Source organism: Actinoallomurus sp. NBC_01490, from assembly GCF_036227085.1.
GTDB lineage: Bacteria > Actinomycetota > Actinomycetes > Streptosporangiales > Streptosporangiaceae > Actinoallomurus > Actinoallomurus oryzae.
In genome coordinates, this window is sequence record NZ_CP109433.1 from 2,184,895 (window position 1) to 2,200,629 (window position 15,735).

Sequence of the window (15,735 nt, forward strand, 5' to 3'; positions counted from 1 at the left end):
GGCAAATGGCGGCTCTCGCATCACCGCTCGGCCGGAACAGTGCGTGGCGTACGGTTCCGTACCGGCCTCTCTCGGACGATGATCAACTCGTCCGATGCGCATCCGTAGGAGGCCTCTCATGCTCAGACGCATGATCGCGACGATGGCGGTCGCCGCGTCGCTCGTGGCGCCGGCCGGCGTGGCACACGCCGACGACGTCGGCAGCGCCAAGGTCGTGCCGGTCCAGGTCACCGGCGATCCGGCGAAGCGGTTCAACGTCGTGATCCTCGGCGACGGCTACACCGAGGCCGACATGCCGAGGTTCCGCGAGAACGTCGACCGGGAGATCAGCACGCTCTTCGCGTTCGAACCGTGGAAGTCCTACCGCAGCTACGTCAACGTCTACCGGGTCGAGATCGTGTCGGGGGAGTCGGGCGTGAGCTGCGACCCCTCCGTGACCTCGCCCGAACGCACGACGCCGCTGAGCATGCGGTTCTGGAGCGGCTGCCGGACCGACGGCATCCAGCGCCTGCTGGTCATGGACGATGAGGCGGCCGGCAGGTACGCCGACATGGTCCCCGGCACCAGCGCCGCCAACCGGCAGATCGTCGCGCTGGCCAACAGCACGACGTACGGCGGCGCGGGCGGGACGTACGCGACGGCGTCCGGCGGAAACGCGATGTCCTCGCTGATCATGCCGCATGAGATCGGTCACTCACTCGGCGGCCTGCAGGACGAGTACAACTACTACCAGCGGGGCGTGCCCGGCGGCGCCTACACCGGCGGCGAACCGGACTCCATCCACCACACCCTCCTCACCGAGCAGCAGATGCGCGAGCAGCACGCCAAGTGGTGGCGCTGGCTCGGCGCTCGCAGCACGGCGGGTGGCGTCATCGGCCGCTACGAAGGCGGGATGTACGACACCACGGGCGTGTGGCGGCCGAGCGAGCACTCGATGATGAAGACCCTGGGATACGCCTACGACCAGGTGGAACGCGAGCGGATGACGCAGGCCATCTCCGCGAAGCTCAACCTGGTGCAGGACCAGACCCCGACCGGGGCTCCCATCGGCGCCGACCGCGTCGTCTGGCTGGAGACCCTGCACCCGGTGAGCCACCCGCTGCGCATCACCTGGACCCTCGACGGCCGGACGGTCCCCGGGAGCACGGACCGGCACAACGTCGACCTGGCCCGCCGGCACCTCCGGCCGGGCACGCACACCCTGACCGCGAAGGTCCAGGACCCCACCGGCTTCGTACGCGACCCGGCGATCAGGTCCTCCGCGGCCCTCACCCAGACCCGTACCTGGACGGTGGACACCCGGATCACGACGGCGCCGGCGACCACCGCGGTGGGCTTCACCGACTCCACTCCGGCCGGTACGGACGTGGGCGCGAACGATGTGATCTACGCGGAGACGACGCACCCCACGGAGTCGGTCCCGGCGGTCCGGTGGACCGTCGACGGCAGGCGGGTACAGGTCACGGGGAACGATCGCGACCTCGAGCTGGGACGCTTCCACCTCACCTCCGGGACGCACACCGTGACCGCGCGGGCGGTCGACCCCGCCACCGGCGCCCAGTCACCGCCGCTGTCCTGGAAGGTCGACGCCCAGCGCCCGGCGGTCGCCGCGCAGTTCTCCACGCCGGCCGCCACGCACGGCGGGACGAAGGTCTTCGACGACCGGTTCACCATGAAGCTGAACCCGTCCGACGACGGGTCCGGAACCACGCTGGCGGAGTTCCAGGTCGACGGGGACGGTTGGTACCGCTACTTCGGCTGGCCGACCGACTCCAGCGCGCCGTTCCTGTTCACGCCGCTGGGCACGAACATCGACGACCTGTTCTACGGCAAGCTCGGCAAGCCCGCGAGGGCCGTCGCCTGGGAGAACGTCCCGCCCGGCTACGGTCGTCACACGATCGAGTACCGCGCCATCGACGCCGCCGGAAACGTCGGCCGGACCACCAAGGTCGAGGTGGTCCTCCGTAAGACCGGCTGACGCGCCTCCCGGGCTCGCCGCGGAACGGCGGGCCCGGGAGATGATCGTTGTCGCCGGCCGCGCCAGGGGCGGCGGAGTACCGGCCGGGCCGGATCAGGGTGCAGCGCCGAGAAACGAACGATCCGCGGCTCGTCGCGCCGCGCAGAGGTCAGAGGCCGAACGCTCTCGTCACGCGCCCATCGAGGTCATCTTCGGTCATCGCGGTGCCGACCTGAACGGTGCGCAGCCCGAGACGCCCGGTCTCCTCCCGCAGGCGTCTGGTGAACATGGCGTCGCGTTCGGCGAGGTTGCTTTCGGCCCGCGCCGGATCACTGGTCCTCCAGACGAACCTTCCTTCCGGTGCGGACCGGCTGCGGAAGGCGGCCTGACGGAAATCGGGTGTGGGCAGGAGCCAGACGGCGTGCTCGGGTTCGGCGAGTAGTGGCTGCACGAGGTGCGGCAGCAGCCGGAAGCCCTCGACGACGACGCATGGTTCCCGCGGCAGGCGAAGGAGGTCCTCGACGATCAGATCGAAGCCCTCGCCGCGGAACCAGTGGAAGGTCTCGAGCATGACCTCCGGGGATCGGTTCACCCATCGCTCGTCCATGTCCATGGCGAGGAACTCGTGCAGGAAGGGCGCCTCCTCGGGGGTGGTCCGCCCGGCGTGGTCCCGCATCGTGCCGTCGGTCGCGTAGAGCCGCCAGCCGTGACGGTCGGCCAGCCGGCGGGCGATCGTCGACTTGCCCGCGCCGGTGCCGCCGCCGATCCAGTAGACGTGCCGCAGCCGTTCCGGAAGCTCTGCGGCGTCGGCCATCTCTTCGTACCGTCCGGGCTGCATCCCTCTCCCATCCGATGAGACCACCGAAGAGAACCTATCCCACGAACACGGGTGAAGGCCGCTATCCGCGGCTGGCACACTAGTCAGAGCATAAGCGACATTTCTTGAGGAGTCGCTGGATTTTCGGGCGCAAACGGTGCGATGGCGCGCTGCCGTTGTCGGCCGGACAAGTGGCGTCGAAGATGGGCCATTTGCCCGGCGGCTATCGCCTTGCATTGACACTCCGTAACCGGGCCGACGCCCAGGGTGATGTCTTTAGCAGTGCGAACAATCGGGGCGTCCTAAACGAGCGCTGGTGACGTTACGTGAGACGAGGCCGGGGATGGCTGGGGTGTATGTGCGACTATGCCACCCCATTCGTCCGGCTCTGTCGTGTGTGCGATGTCACGCAGGGTGACAGATAAAGTGTGCGCGAAGAAGCGGTGCGCGATTGACTTTCCGAAGCCGGGTAATGGCTGCTGGATTTCCTTGGTCATTTTTGCGGGAGGAATGCGGGTGAGAGTGAGCCGGAGCTTCACAACAGAAAACCGCGAGACCGTCCCGCACCGTACCGCCAGGGTCGGCGATGGTGTGGCCGGTCGCGCACCCGATGTGAATTGTCCCGATTCGCTCTCGCGAATCAGGCGCGATGCAGGAGTGTGATGAAATGGCAATGATGACCATTTCGCTGCGGTTCATGGGTGATCGTGGCGACGACCCGCTACTGTCCGGACCTACCGCACGTCACGCCTCGTCGGCCTGGGCGCACGACGCGACCGGGAGCGGCGGCGGGCCGGACCCGGCCCCCGGCGGCGGTCGTGGGTGACCAGGCGCCGCGGTCCCGGCGCTCCGGAGACTCCGGGTGCGACCGGGGCCGGGCGGGCCGGCGCGGCCCGCGGCGCTACCGCGTCATCCTCTTCGTCGTCGGTGGCCTCCTCGGGCCCGGCTACTGGGTGTACGGCTCGGTGTGGGGCGGCCGGCTGTTCGGGACGTCCCCGGCGGAGGGCCGCTTCACGGAGTTCGTCCTCGCGATGATCGTCGTGGTGGTGGCGTCCTGGGGGCTGCTGCTGATCCTCGGCGAGGCGCTGCTCTTCGCACTCGCCGTGGTGCGGGCCGACGACCGGGAGCGCTACGACATCTACCGCAACCTCATGATCCTCTGGGGGTACGTCCTGACCCTCGGGATTCCCCGGCACTTCCGCAAGCTGCCGGCGCAGTTCGGCACCCTGCCCGACGACGCGCGGACCAGGGCGCGCGGAAGGACACCGGAGCGCGGCGGCGAAGGCACCCGCCGGCACGGCCCTCAGCACGACGGGACTCACCGCGACGGCGCTCACCGGGACGGGACACACCGGGACGGTGGGCATCGCGACGGTGGTCGGCCGAGCCGGGGCTCGGACGTGCGCGACGACCCGACAGAACGTGAGGAGGAGGGGCGGGAGGTGACTCCTCGCCGGCGGGCGCGCGGTGGAGCGGCGTCGCCGCGACCGCGTACGGGCGGTGGAGCGGAGAACCGGGCCCGTACGGGCGCGCCGGACCGTTCGGCGGAGGCGGCTCCTCGGGAGCGGGCCGCCTCGCTCGGCGCGGTCGCGCGGGAGCGCTCCGCGCCGCTGGGGCCGATCTTCCCGCCGCGACCGGCGGCCGAGGCCGAAACGGCACCCGGCCCGGTGGCCGCGGGCGCGCCCGTCCCGGTCGCCGCCGGCCCGGCCGCGGAGGCACGGCCGGAGAGTGAGCTGCGTGACGCGCTCGACCTCCTCATGCGGTACGCCGCGCGCTTCGGCGCCGCCGACGCCGACCCGCCGCGGCCGGCGCCGCACAGTCCCGATCCGCCGCGCCCGGCGCCGCCCGGCTCACCGCCGCGCGACTCCGGTCCACCGCCCGATCCCGGTCCGCCGTCCGGCGTCGTCGCCGAGGCTGGGGGAGACGCGTGACCGTGCCGCCCATAGCGTCCAGAGACCGCCCGGAGAACCCCGTACCGTCGAGCGACGGGCGAGGGTTCCCGGGCGGTCGCGCACAGGCCGCCGGAGGCTCGTCGCAGGGGTGTGGCGCGGCCTCCGGGGTGCACTCCGGCCGGTTCGCCGCCGTGGACGGCCGGTGGGTCAGAGGGCGACGAACGTGAGGCCGCGCTTCTGCAGGGTCGGGATGACGGTGCGCAGAGCCGCGATCGTCTCGGACCGGTCGCCGCCGCCGTCGTGGCAGAGCAGGATGTCGCCCGGCTTGGCGGCCAGCAGCGTTTCGCTGATGTGGCCCGTGCCGGGACGGGCCCAGTCGCGGGGGTCGACCGCCCAGTCGATGTTGATCATGCCGTGCTCGGCGGCGGTGTCGAGCACCTGGTTCGACCAGGCGCCGCCGGGGGAGCGGAAGAACTTCGGCGCGACCCCGGTGGCCTGCGCGATCCGGTCGTGCGCCTCGCCGATCTCCTGCTTGATCTTGCTGGATCCCATTCCCGGCAGGTCGAGGGGGTGCGTCATCGTGTGGTCCGAGATCTGGTGTCCCGACGCAACGATTCGCTTGACCAGCTGCGGAAACTCGATCACTTGCTCGCCGATAAGGGAGAACGTCGCCGGCACCTTGAACTCCGCGAGCAGGTCCAGCATCTTCGGCGTCCAGGTCGGGTGCGGCCCGTCGTCGATGGTCAGCGCGACCGCCGTGGGCGGGGCGGGCGGCGTCAGGTCCTTCAGCCCGTGCACGGGACGCTGGAGCGCCTGGATCGGCCCCTTGGCGTACCCCGGGTCCGGATGGCGGTGCACGGCCGTCGGGCGGGCCCGGAGCTTGCGGGACCTCGTGTCCGGCTGGACCGCCCGTACGATGACCGGCCCGCCTCCGGCGAGAAGGCCGACGGCGCCGGCGGCCACGGTAAGCATTACCTGACGTCGGTCAAGTCCGCCCATTGTGCCTCCCCGAGTGTCGGTCCTCTTTGGTGACTTGCCCCGACATGAGAATGCGGATACTCCCCGCCAGGTTCATCCTTCGGTGAAGGAAGAGTATTGCCGCGTCCTCGGGCGTACCGTCGGTTTCCGTGGCGTGTCGCCGACCGTGTCGAAAAAGGGGGCGCCATACCAGGATCGCCGCCGCGAGGCCATAATCGTGTGGTGTTCGGAAACGGACCGCGCTTCCCCGTCATCGAGTCGACGTGCGGCTGGTCGGCGGCGCCCGTGGTCAGCGACGACCTGATCCTGCTCGCGGGCGGTGCGAGCGGCCAGGAGGTCGGCGACGCGCCGATCCTGCAGGCGATCGACCACGAGAACGGCGCCGGCGAGCGGTTCCGGCTGACCCGCGAGACCAGCGGCCGGGAGATCGAGCCCGGCGAGATCACCACCACTCCGGGCGGTGACATCGTCCTGCCGGTCTACGAACACGACACCTCGCTCCACGTCATGCGGATCACACGCGAGGGCGCCGTGCGCACCGTGGACGCCCTGCCCGACGACGAGCCGTACGACATCGTCGCGTACGACCTGGGCAGCAAGCTCCGCGTCGCGGTCCGCGCCCTGGACGACGAGGGGTACCTGTGCTCGTGGCTGTACCGGCAGGGCCGTCGCCAGGGCATCACCTACCGGCGCTGGGGCGAGGACGGTTACCTGTGGGGCAGCGAGGAGTGGCTGCTGCACGCGAGCGACGACATCGTCGTCGGCGCGACCTCCCCCGACTACGGCCGGCCGGGACCGGCGCAGCGCTGGGTGGGCCGCGACATCGCCACGGGCGCCACCCTGTGGTTCACCGACACCGGGGGGTACGTGCTGGTGGGCCGGGCCGGTGACGCGCTGATCGCGGTCGACCTGGCCTCCTTCGACCGCTCCGACCGCGGGGAGCGCGACGAGGACTTCGTCACCTGGGCGCACGACACCGGCGTCCACGCCATCGACCTGGCCACCGGCGCCCGGCGCTGGACCAGCACCGTGCCGGGCCGGGTACACAGCGCCGCGGTCGGGCCGGACGGAGTGGCGCTGTGCGCGGAGTCCGCCGACGACGGCACCTGGCGGGTGCACCACCTCCGCCTCGACGGCGCGTACGCGGGCGTGACGCCGCTCGGCGGCCACGCGTGCGTGGTCGCGCGTACGGCGGAGCACACGTTCGCGCTGGTCGAGGGGCAGTGGCTCATGGCGCTGGACAACCCCGGCACCGCCGCGCCCGGTGCCGCCGAGCCCTGGACCATTCCGATCCCGCTCGGCGGCCTCGCCCCGAGCTACGCCGCACGGGTGGCCGACATGCGGCTCGACACGGTGCCGATCACCCTTGCCGGCACCCGTTGCCACCTCCGCGGAATCGACAGTTTGCAGATCATCGAGATTTGAAACGGGAAATGGGGACAGCGATGACCCACTCCGACCAGCCTTCTCCACCGGATCCGTACCAGCCCCCATTCGGCACGCACCCGCCGTACGGTGCGCCAGGGACCTACCCGCCCTCGCCGCCGTACGCGGGTCACGCGCCGTACGGCGCTCCGGGCTTCGGCGTCTCTCCGGCCGTTCCCATGGTGCCGCTCGCTCATCGGGGCAAGCGTCTGGCCGCCCGCGTGATCGACGTGCTTATCGTGAGCCTGCTCGCCGTCGCGCTGATCACACCGCTGATGATCCTGGTGACCTCGCTGGACCCGGACGGCCGGACGGCGTGGGTCGGTGTCGGGATCGGCGGCTCGGTGCTCATCCTGTTCGGAGGTTGGCTCCTTTACGAGGGGCTCCAGCTCGCGCGGTGGGGAAGGACACTGGGCAAGCGGTGGATGAGGCTCCGGGTCGTGAGTGCCGCACCGCCCGGCGCGCCGCTGACCCGTGGCAAGGCCATCGGCAGGGCCGCGATCTATCCGCCGGGTTTTCTGCTGGTGAACGTCCTTCCGGTTGTGTCGTTCGTCGGCCTGCTCAATCTTCTGTGGCAGTTCTGGGACAAGCCCTTCCGGCAGTGCCTGCACGACAAGATCGCGGGCACGATCGTGATCGACGACTCGACGGCGAGCGATCCCCGGCGTTGAGCCACGTCGCGATCATCCGGCTCCCATGCCCCGTCGTTGACAGGGCATGGGGGTGCCGGGCAGTCGCTCAGGCCGGTACGGCGGCGGTCTCCCGGTTGAAGTGGCGGTGGGCCGCCACGGCGTCGCCGAGTTCCTTGACGAAGGCGCCGTCCGGCCGGTCCGTGACCACGACGCCCTGGTCGAGGCCGCCGTCCGGGACGTGGGCGGTGGACAGCAGCTCGCTGCCCTCGCCGAGCGCGCCGATCGCCTTGTAGTGCTTGTACGCCTCGGTGAGGAAGTACACCGCGCTACCGTCCTGGGACAGCGTCCGTACGGACTCCGCGCCGCCGGGCACCACCACCGCGTCGTACAGCACCGAGTCGACCGTCGGCAGCGCCCGGGTGACCTCCACGGACGCGCCGTCGGCGGACCGTACGGCGCCGTCGCGCGGGGCCAGGACCTCCGGGATCGCCCCCAGGTCGCGGAGCCCGTCCCGTACCGCCCCGACGTCCTCGGCGTTCACCCCGTCGGCGACCAGGATCGCGATCTTGCGGGTGGCGGGGCTGTGGGCGGTGTTGGCCTGGCTCAGGGCGGGCGAGCTGCGGCCGTGGTTCTCGGTCACCGGCTTGTCCGGCGGCTCGACGCCGACCCCTTCGGCGACCGCGACGGCGAGGTCGTGGTCGACGTGGTTGAGGTGCTTCACCACGCCCTCGCGCACGTGGTGGTGGTCGACCTTGCCCAGCTCGAACCGGAACGCCGCGACGATGTGCTCCTTCTCCCAGTCCGCCATGCTGTTCCAGAACAGCGTGGCCTGGGAGTAATGGTCGGCGAAGCTCTCGGGGCGTCTGCGGATCTTGTGACCGGCCAGGTACTCCGGGAAGTGCGTGTACGCGTTCTCGTCGGCGAGGGCCGGGCAGCCGCCGCCGAGGGAGTTCTTGTGGTACATCGCACGGCTCTCCGGGATCCGCGTCTGGTGCGGCCCGTCCTGCTGGTGGTTGTTGACCCGTGCGAGCGGCTGGTTCACCGGCAGCTGCGGGAAGTTGGGCCCGCCGAGCCGCAGCAGCTGGGTGTCGAGGTAGGAGAACAGCCGTGCCTGGAGCAGCGGGTCGTCGGTGAAGTCGATGCCCGGCACCACGTTGCCCAGGTGGAAGGCCACCTGCTCCACCTCGGCGAAGAAGTTGTCCGGGTTGCGGTCCAGCACCAGGCGGCCCACCGGCCGTACCGGGACCTCCTCCTCTGGGATGATCTTGGTCGCGTCGAGGAGATCGAAGTCGAACCGGCCCTCCTCGCCCTCGGGCACGAGCTGCACGCCGAGCTCGTACTCGGGGTACTGGCCGGACTCGATGGCCTCCCACAGGTCGCGCCGGTTGAAGTCCGGGTCCTTGCCCGCGACCTTCTGGGTCTCGTCCCACACCAGTGAGTGCGTGCCGAGCCTGGGCTTCCAGTGGAACTTCACGAACGTGCCCTTCCCGGCCTCGTTGACGAGCCGGAACGTGTGCACGCCGAACCCCTGCATCATCCGGAAGCTGCGCGGCAGCGCCCGGTCCGACATCAGCCACATCATCATGTGCATGGTCTCGGGCTGGAGCTGCACGAAGTCCCACAGCGTGTCGTGGGCCGAGGACGCCTGCGGGATCTCGTTGTGCGGCTCGGGCTTCACGGCGTGGACGAAGTCGGGGAACTTGATCCCGTCCTGGATGAAGAAGACGGGCATGTTGTTACCGACGATGTCGAAGTTGCCCTCCTTCGTGTAGAACCGGGTGGCGAAGCCGCGGACGTCCCGCACGGTGTCGGGCGAGCCGCGCGACCCGGCGACCGTCGAGAAGCGCACGAAGGTCGGGGTGCTCACCGAGGTGTCGCACAGGAACCGCGCCCGCGTGTACTCGGCGAGAGACTCATAGAGCTGGAAGTGCCCGTACGCCCCCGCGCCCCGGGCGTGCACGACCCGCTCCGGGATGCGCTCGTGGTCGAAGCGCGTGAGCTTCTCGCGGAAGTGGAAGTCCTCCATCAGCGTCGGTCCGCGCTCGCCGACCGTCAGGGAGTTGTCGGTCTCGCCGACCGGAATGCCCAGGTCCGTGGTCATCTCGGAGGCGCGCGGATCGGTCCGATAGGCGTCGAGCTGACGTTGCTTGTCATCCGGAGATGTCATGTCTTCCCCCCGATCGAGTTCCGCCCGGGGCCGGGGCGGCGAACGCGATGTCTGGGCCCCTCATCCCCAGACTAAGCCGCAGGTCACGGCCGGTTCACGGGGGTGAGGGGCCCAGGGGCGGGCTCAGGCGTTCAGTGCCGCGTGCACCATCGCCATGATGTCGGCGGCCATCAGCACACCCAGCCCGGCCATGCCCAGCCGGTTGTCGTTCCGGGGGAACATCGCGACGAGCAGGGCCACACCGCAGAACGTGACGATCGTGACGCAGATGGCAAGAGTGGACATGGAGGCGTCTCCACGTGGAATCGGCGGACGGCGGAAGAGGCGTCGTCCGTGGATGACACGGGGTCCCGTCGGACACCGCGGGCGCGAGCCGGCCCGGCCGGGCGGTCCTCCCGAGACCACCCCGCCCGAGAGACCGTCCGGAACCCTCCGGGCGGTCTCCGAGGGCCTGTGCTCACAGATTCGCGGTGAGAAGGCCCTGAACCGGTGGGGAGGCCGGGGGAGCCCGCCCGCCACGCGGCGGGCGGCCCGGGGCTCCTCGCGCGACCCGCGCCGGGCTCCGGCGGCGCCGGCGGCCGAGCAGCAGGACGGCGAGCAGCGCGGACGGCGCCGTCGCGAAACCGTCCGGCCGGGGCGTGCCGAGCCGGAACTGGACGTGGAGATCGAGAACGGCCTGCGGCCCGGGGGCGCCGGCCGCGGAGGTCACCATCGGGTGGCCCCCGCCCGTGCCGGCGCCCGCCTGTGCGGCGCCGCTCAGCCCGAGTGCGAGAACCAGCGCGACCAGCAGGCAGGCCAGCGGCGACCTGCGCGTGCGGTCGGCGGCCGGCATCGAACCTCCTGGTCGGATGACCTCTGAACCTAGTCCATACCCCGCTTCGGCCCAGAACGGTTCGGTGATCAAGCCAGGGTCAGGCGAACGTGCGCCGGCGTACGTGAACCGCCTGGAGCAGGCCCAGCGCGACCATGTTGGCGAGCGTCGCCGATCCGCCGTACGACAGGTAGGGCAGGGGCACGCCGGTGATCGGCATCAGGCCGAGGCACATGCCGACGTTCTCGAAGGCCTGGAAGCCCAGCCAGCACGCGACACCCGCGGCCAGCAGGACGCCGAAGCTGTTCTCGCAGTGGATCGCGATGCGCAGTGCCCGCCACACCACCAGGCCGAGGAGCCCGACGATCAGCGCGGACCCGACGAAACCGAGTTCCTCCCCGGCCACGGTGAAGATGAAGTCGGTGTGCTGCTCGGGCACGAAGTGACCCGCGGTCTGCGGCCCGTGGAACAGGCCCCGGCCGAACACGCCGCCCGAGCCCACCGCGATACGCGCCTGCGCGGCGTTGTAGCCGACGCCCTTGGGGTCCGCGGCCGGGTAGGCGAAGGCGATGAACCGGTCGACCTGGTACGGCTTGAGCACGTGCATCTGCCAGCCGGCGACGGCCGCCGCCACCGCTCCGCCGGACAGCCCCAGCAGCCAGCGCCTGGAGACCCCGGACACCGCCACCATCGCCAGGATCAGCACGCCGAGGACCATCGTCGTGCCGAGGTCCGGCTGCATGACGATCAGGCCGACGACCGCTCCCGCGAGCGCTAGGGCGGCGAGCAGGTCGCCGGTCCCGGGCTCGGAGTGGCCGTCGCGCGGCTCGCCGAGCAGGACCGCGAGCATCATGACCAGCCCGACCTTGCCGAACTCGGCCGGCTGGAGCTGGAAGCCGCCGCCCACCTCGATCCACGAGTGGTGGCCCTTGATCGTCGAGCCGAGCGGTGTGAGCACGGCCACGAGCCCGACGCAGGAGGCGGCGTAGAGCACCGGCGCGTACGCGCGGACCAGCCGGTAGTCCAGCATGGACACCGCGAGGGCCAGGACCAGGCCGACCGCCACGGTCAGCAGGTGCTTCTTCAGGTAGCTCTCCGGGTCGCGTCCGGCCTGGAGCAGCCCCGGCCGGGTGGCCGACCAGACGAGCAGCGTGCCCAGCCAGGTCAGCCCGAGGACGGCGCCCAGCAGCACCCAGTCGAGGCGCCGGACCATCGACCCGCGGCCGATCGCGCGCCACAGCGGCGCGCGCCGGAACGTGGGCAGGGAACCGCCGTAGCCTGCGGACATGCAGGGTGCCTACCCCGCCGGGCCGCGGCGGCGCCCCGATTCCCCTCTCACTCACGCAATTGTTTGACAAGCCCGATGAGGTGCGGTTTCACTGAAAACGGCGCCTCATGGCGAGATGTGACGCATGTCCTGAGGAGGTGAGACGGAGTTGAGTTCCTGTCATCCCGGCCGGTGTCTCACCGGCGACGATCCGTCGCACCCGGCATGCGCCACCGCTGACGCGTGACGGGTCCGGCGCCGCGCTCTTCGGCGCGGAGACGGGAGGTCCGTCATGACCATCGTTATCAGCATCCCCGGCGACCTCGCCGCGGCGATCCGCGCCCTGCTCCCGTTCGTCGAACCGATCGCGCTGGCCATCGCCGGCGCCTGCGGGGCGGGCGTCCTGACGCAGTTCGGCCTGGACCTCGGGTTCCGGCTCGCCCAGCGCGCGCTGCGCGCCTGAGAAAGCGGGTCACGACTCCGGGCGGCGCTTGCCGGAGGTGGCCGAGCGCAGGCCCGGAGCCAGCCCGCCCAGGTCGGCGTCCGGCCACTTCTGCCGGAGCGCGCGCACCAGCGCGATGACCATCCCCCGGCCGCCGATGCCGGGGGAGGCCTTTCCGGAGAGACGGGTCCACAGGTCGTTGAGGATGTCGACGTAGGCCTCCGACGGCGGCACGCAGGCGGCCTCACGGAGGAGGTCGACCGTCGTCGCGACCGGGAGCGACCGGGCGTCCTCACGCAGCCGGAGCAAAACCGGCCGGACCAGCTCGGGGAACGACGGCAGGGCCTCGAAGCAGGGCGTGTAGTAACGCACCCGTTCCCACGCGGGCGTCTCCTTGGTGTGGTCCAGCAGCGAGAGCAGGTACGCGGGCAGGACCGCGGCGTCCTCGCCCCGGCGCCAGCGGATCTGCTCGCCCATCGCCCGCAGGTACGGCACGGCCTGGAGCAGGAGCATGCCCGTGTGCCAGTTCGGCAGGAACGCCAGCTCCCTGATCGACAGGCCGAGGTAGCTCGACGCCGGCACGGCGAGGTCGCACTCCTTGGGGTCGTGCGACAGCAGCACGTCGTAGTCGGTGGTGTCCGTCGTCGTGCCGGGCGGGACGATGACGAACGTCTCCAGCAGGCGCGCGGGCGAGCCGTCCTCACGGGTCAGGGTGACGTCGACGCCCTCCTCCCCGCGGCTCACCCGTCCCCGTACGGTGTTCACCAGGCCGCTCCACTCCGACGCGGTCAGCTGGCCCTTCCACAGGTGGCCGTGCTCGATCCAGCGTTCGACGGCGGCGCCCGCGCCGGCGAACATCGCGCGTACGCCGATCCCCTCGGCGGACAGCAGCACGAGCAACACCGTCAGGTTCGCGGAGTAGGCGGCCAGGCGGCGGGTGAGCGGGTGACGCGCCGGCTCGTACGCCGTGTACGACCGGCTCGGATGGGTGTACAGCGCGCCGTCGAGCACTTCGAGCAAAAGCTCGCGGTAGCCGTCGCGGGTCTCCGCGGGCAGCCCACGGAAGATCGCGGCGAGGAAGTCGGTCACGGGCGCCCGCTCGGCCAGGCACGCGAACGACAGGACCGAGAACAGGAAGCCGTCGTCGAGCCGCCCGGCGGCCGCGGTCGGCCGGTCGCGGACCAGCTCGTGCACTGCCACGAGGTCCCCGAGCGTCCGGTTGGTCAGCCAGGCGACCAGGAACTCCCCGAACGTCGTGTGCAGGAACTCGTACGTGCGGGTGCGGTGGCCGCGGGCGTGCGCCTCGGACCGGTGGATGAAGAAGAACCGGCCGATCGCCCGCTGGGCCAGGCTGAGCGCCGCCTCGTCGCCGGGCTCGGCGGCGTCGTCCGGCTCCGGGCGCAGGAGCGCCAGGTCGCGGTCGAGTTCGGCGTCGGTGATGCTCTGGCGTCCGCGGGCGAACATGCCGAGCGCGACCATCGCCAGCCGGTCCAGCTCGTTCTCGGCCAGCCTGCGCTGCCTGGGCGCCGACAGGGACTGGTTGCCGGGGTACTTGCGGATCTCCCGGAGCGCGAAGTCCATCAGCAGCGCCTCGTACAGCTCGGCCTGGCCGAGGCCGGCGTCGCGTGTCACCAGGGCGTTCTCGGTCGCGTCGAAGATCGCGAGCATGAGCAGGAGCAGCGGCTGGCAGGCCAGCTCGCGGTGCGACAGCGCGGCCTCCGGCGTCAGCGGGAGCAGCCCGCGCGCCCGCAGCAGGTCGGCGTTGTGCCGCCGCCAGACCTCCAGCCAGTGCCGCACCTGGGCGTCCGTGAACGGCTGGAGCTGGAGCGCGATGCTGCCCGCCGGGTACCGCACCCGGTCGGCGACGACCGTACGGCTCGTGACGAGCACGACGACGGGACGGCCGAGCGCGAGCTGCCGTCGCTGGAAGTCGCGCACCTGCTCCAGGTAGTCGTAGCGGTTGACCCCGGCGGCCTGCAGGAGCTCGTCGAAGCCGTCGAGCATCACCACCGGCAGCGCCCCGGCCGCCGCGTCGAGCAGGTCGTGGAAGGCGACGCGCTCGCCCGTCTGCCGGAAGATCGCCTGTTCGATCTGCTCCTGGATGAGCGACTCGGCCTCGACGTCGCGCAACTCGACGCGGATCGGCAGGAAGTCCTGCTCGGGCAGGCGGGCGGCGAGGACCTCGGTGAGCTTGGACTTGCCCGAGCCGGGCTCGCCGAGCACCACCAGCGGCACGCGCACCGCGCGCGGCAGCGTGAGGTACCCGGCGAGGAACCTCTCGACGGACGGCACCGGCTCGTGGGCGTCCCACCACTCCTTGCCGGACGGCGTGTCACCCGGGCCCACCTCGGCCGCCTTGCAGCGCGGGCTGACGTACGCCTCGCCGAGCGCGGGCAGCGAGACCCACTCCGGCGCGTGCCCGGTGGCGACGAGCGGTTCGGCGAGCGCGGCGCGGTAGGCGCGGATCAGGTGGCTGCGCGGCCGGTCACCGGCCTGCCGGCCCGCCATCTCGCCCAGCAGCCGGCCCACCTCGGCCAGCCCGGCGCTCAGCCCGGACGCCTCGGTGAAGCTGGCCCACACCTCGAACTCGCGGTTGTCGGAGGCCAGCCGGCGGAACGCGTCGTCGTAGGCGCTCAGCGCGTGCGGCGGCATCCGGCGCACGGTGTCCAGGACGCGGTCGCGCTCGCGCCTGGCCAGGGCGTCCCACTCGGGCGCGGCGCGCAGCAGCGTCGTGAGCCGGCGCGACATCAGGTCGTAGACGCCCTCGATGGCCTCGCGCGTGCGGGCGTACGGCACGTGCGGCTCGGGCATCGGCAGCCGGTCGCTGAGCAGCCCGTCGATCAGGTCGACGTACCCCTTGGGCGGGCTCTCGCCGTGCGTGAGCCGCTCACCGGCCGTGACGGCGAGCTGCTCCGGCGTGAGCGGCAGCTCCGTACGGTCCAGGGTCTCGAAGTAGGAGGAGACCACGAGCACGGCGTGCGCGGCGGCGAGCCGCTGCGTACGGTCGTACCGGGACAGGCCGTTGCGGCGCTCGGAGATCCGGCGCACGGCCTCGTGCCCGAACCGGACCACCTCGTCCTTGAGGTCGAAGAGGTTCGTCGGCGCGGACGGGTCGCCGCCCATCGTCCACGCGGTCGCCGCCCAGGTCGCCAGGCCCGCCGACATCACGCCGTCCAGGAGGCTGACGAGCCGGCTCTGACGATCACCAAGGATTTTCAGCGCGTCGACATAGGTCAACGACTCTGACACATCGTCTCCACACGGCTTTTCGGGGAAGTGGCGGGATGTTTCATCATCGCCCATTCCCATGCCCCCGGAACAGCGCCGCGTGTCCGCGGGAGCCGTTC

At 71.3% G+C, this 15,735-nt stretch carries 12 protein-coding genes; 5 read left to right on the forward strand and 7 right to left on the reverse strand.

The window, feature by feature from the left end:
• Positions 1-118: 118 nt before the first annotated feature.
• Positions 119-1,978 (forward strand): M64 family metallopeptidase, encoded by a 1,860-nt coding sequence (locus OG417_RS10820; RefSeq protein ID WP_329253525.1) that lies wholly within the window; start codon positions 119-121, stop codon positions 1,976-1,978.
• 148 nt (positions 1,979-2,126) lie between these two features.
• Here the strand turns inward: OG417_RS10820 and OG417_RS10825 are convergent, their stop codons facing one another.
• Complete coding sequence (locus tag OG417_RS10825; protein ID WP_329253528.1) at positions 2,127-2,771, reverse strand: hypothetical protein; 645 nt, start codon at positions 2,769-2,771, stop codon at positions 2,127-2,129.
• 821 nt (positions 2,772-3,592) lie between these two features.
• Between OG417_RS10825 and OG417_RS10830 the strand changes: the two genes are divergently transcribed.
• Complete coding sequence (locus OG417_RS10830; RefSeq protein ID WP_329253531.1) at positions 3,593-4,705, forward strand: hypothetical protein; 1,113 nt, start codon at positions 3,593-3,595, stop codon at positions 4,703-4,705.
• A gap of 168 nt (positions 4,706-4,873) precedes the next feature.
• On the opposite strand, the gene OG417_RS10835 is transcribed toward OG417_RS10830, so the two are convergent.
• Positions 4,874-5,638, reverse strand: a complete 765-nt coding sequence (locus OG417_RS10835) for a polysaccharide deacetylase family protein (RefSeq protein ID WP_329253534.1) — start codon at positions 5,636-5,638, stop codon at positions 4,874-4,876.
• Between the two features lie 228 nt (positions 5,639-5,866).
• On the opposite strand from OG417_RS10835, the gene OG417_RS10840 reads away from it, so the two are divergent.
• A complete protein-coding gene (locus OG417_RS10840) occupies positions 5,867-7,069 on the forward strand; it encodes a hypothetical protein (RefSeq protein ID WP_329253537.1) in 1,203 nt (400 codons plus the stop codon).
• A 20-nt stretch (positions 7,070-7,089) separates the two neighbouring features.
• Entirely contained in the window at positions 7,090-7,740 is a 651-nt protein-coding gene (locus tag OG417_RS10845; RefSeq protein ID WP_329253540.1) for an RDD family protein, read from the forward strand.
• 67 nt (positions 7,741-7,807) lie between these two features.
• Here OG417_RS10845 and OG417_RS10850 read toward each other — a convergent pair whose 3' ends face one another.
• From OG417_RS10850 to rodA, 4 genes are all read right to left on the reverse strand, one after another.
• Positions 7,808-9,868 carry a catalase gene (locus OG417_RS10850; RefSeq protein WP_329253543.1) on the reverse strand — a complete coding sequence of 687 codons (2,061 nt, stop codon included), beginning with the start codon at positions 9,866-9,868 and terminating at the stop codon, positions 7,808-7,810.
• 123 nt (positions 9,869-9,991) lie between these two features.
• Entirely contained in the window at positions 9,992-10,153 is a 162-nt protein-coding gene (locus tag OG417_RS10855; RefSeq protein ID WP_329253546.1) for a hypothetical protein, read from the reverse strand.
• A gap of 172 nt (positions 10,154-10,325) precedes the next feature.
• The gene (locus OG417_RS10860; protein WP_329253549.1) at positions 10,326-10,700 is read right to left on the reverse strand and encodes a hypothetical protein; all 375 of its coding nucleotides are present in this window, start codon (positions 10,698-10,700) and stop codon (positions 10,326-10,328) included.
• Positions 10,701-10,779: 79 nt separating this feature from the next.
• Complete coding sequence (gene rodA / locus OG417_RS10865) at positions 10,780-11,967, reverse strand: rod shape-determining protein RodA (RefSeq protein WP_329253552.1); 1,188 nt, start codon at positions 11,965-11,967, stop codon at positions 10,780-10,782.
• 271 nt (positions 11,968-12,238) lie between these two features.
• Here rodA and OG417_RS10870 point away from each other — a divergent pair, with 271 nt between their 5' ends.
• On the forward strand, positions 12,239-12,409 hold the full coding sequence (locus tag OG417_RS10870; protein WP_329253555.1) for a hypothetical protein: 171 nt from the start codon (positions 12,239-12,241) through the stop codon (positions 12,407-12,409).
• Positions 12,410-12,418: 9 nt separating this feature from the next.
• Here the strand turns inward: OG417_RS10870 and OG417_RS10875 are convergent, their stop codons facing one another.
• A complete protein-coding gene (locus tag OG417_RS10875; RefSeq protein WP_329253558.1) occupies positions 12,419-15,637 on the reverse strand; it encodes an NACHT domain-containing protein in 3,219 nt (1,072 codons plus the stop codon).
• Between the last annotated feature and the right edge of the window lie 98 nt (positions 15,638-15,735).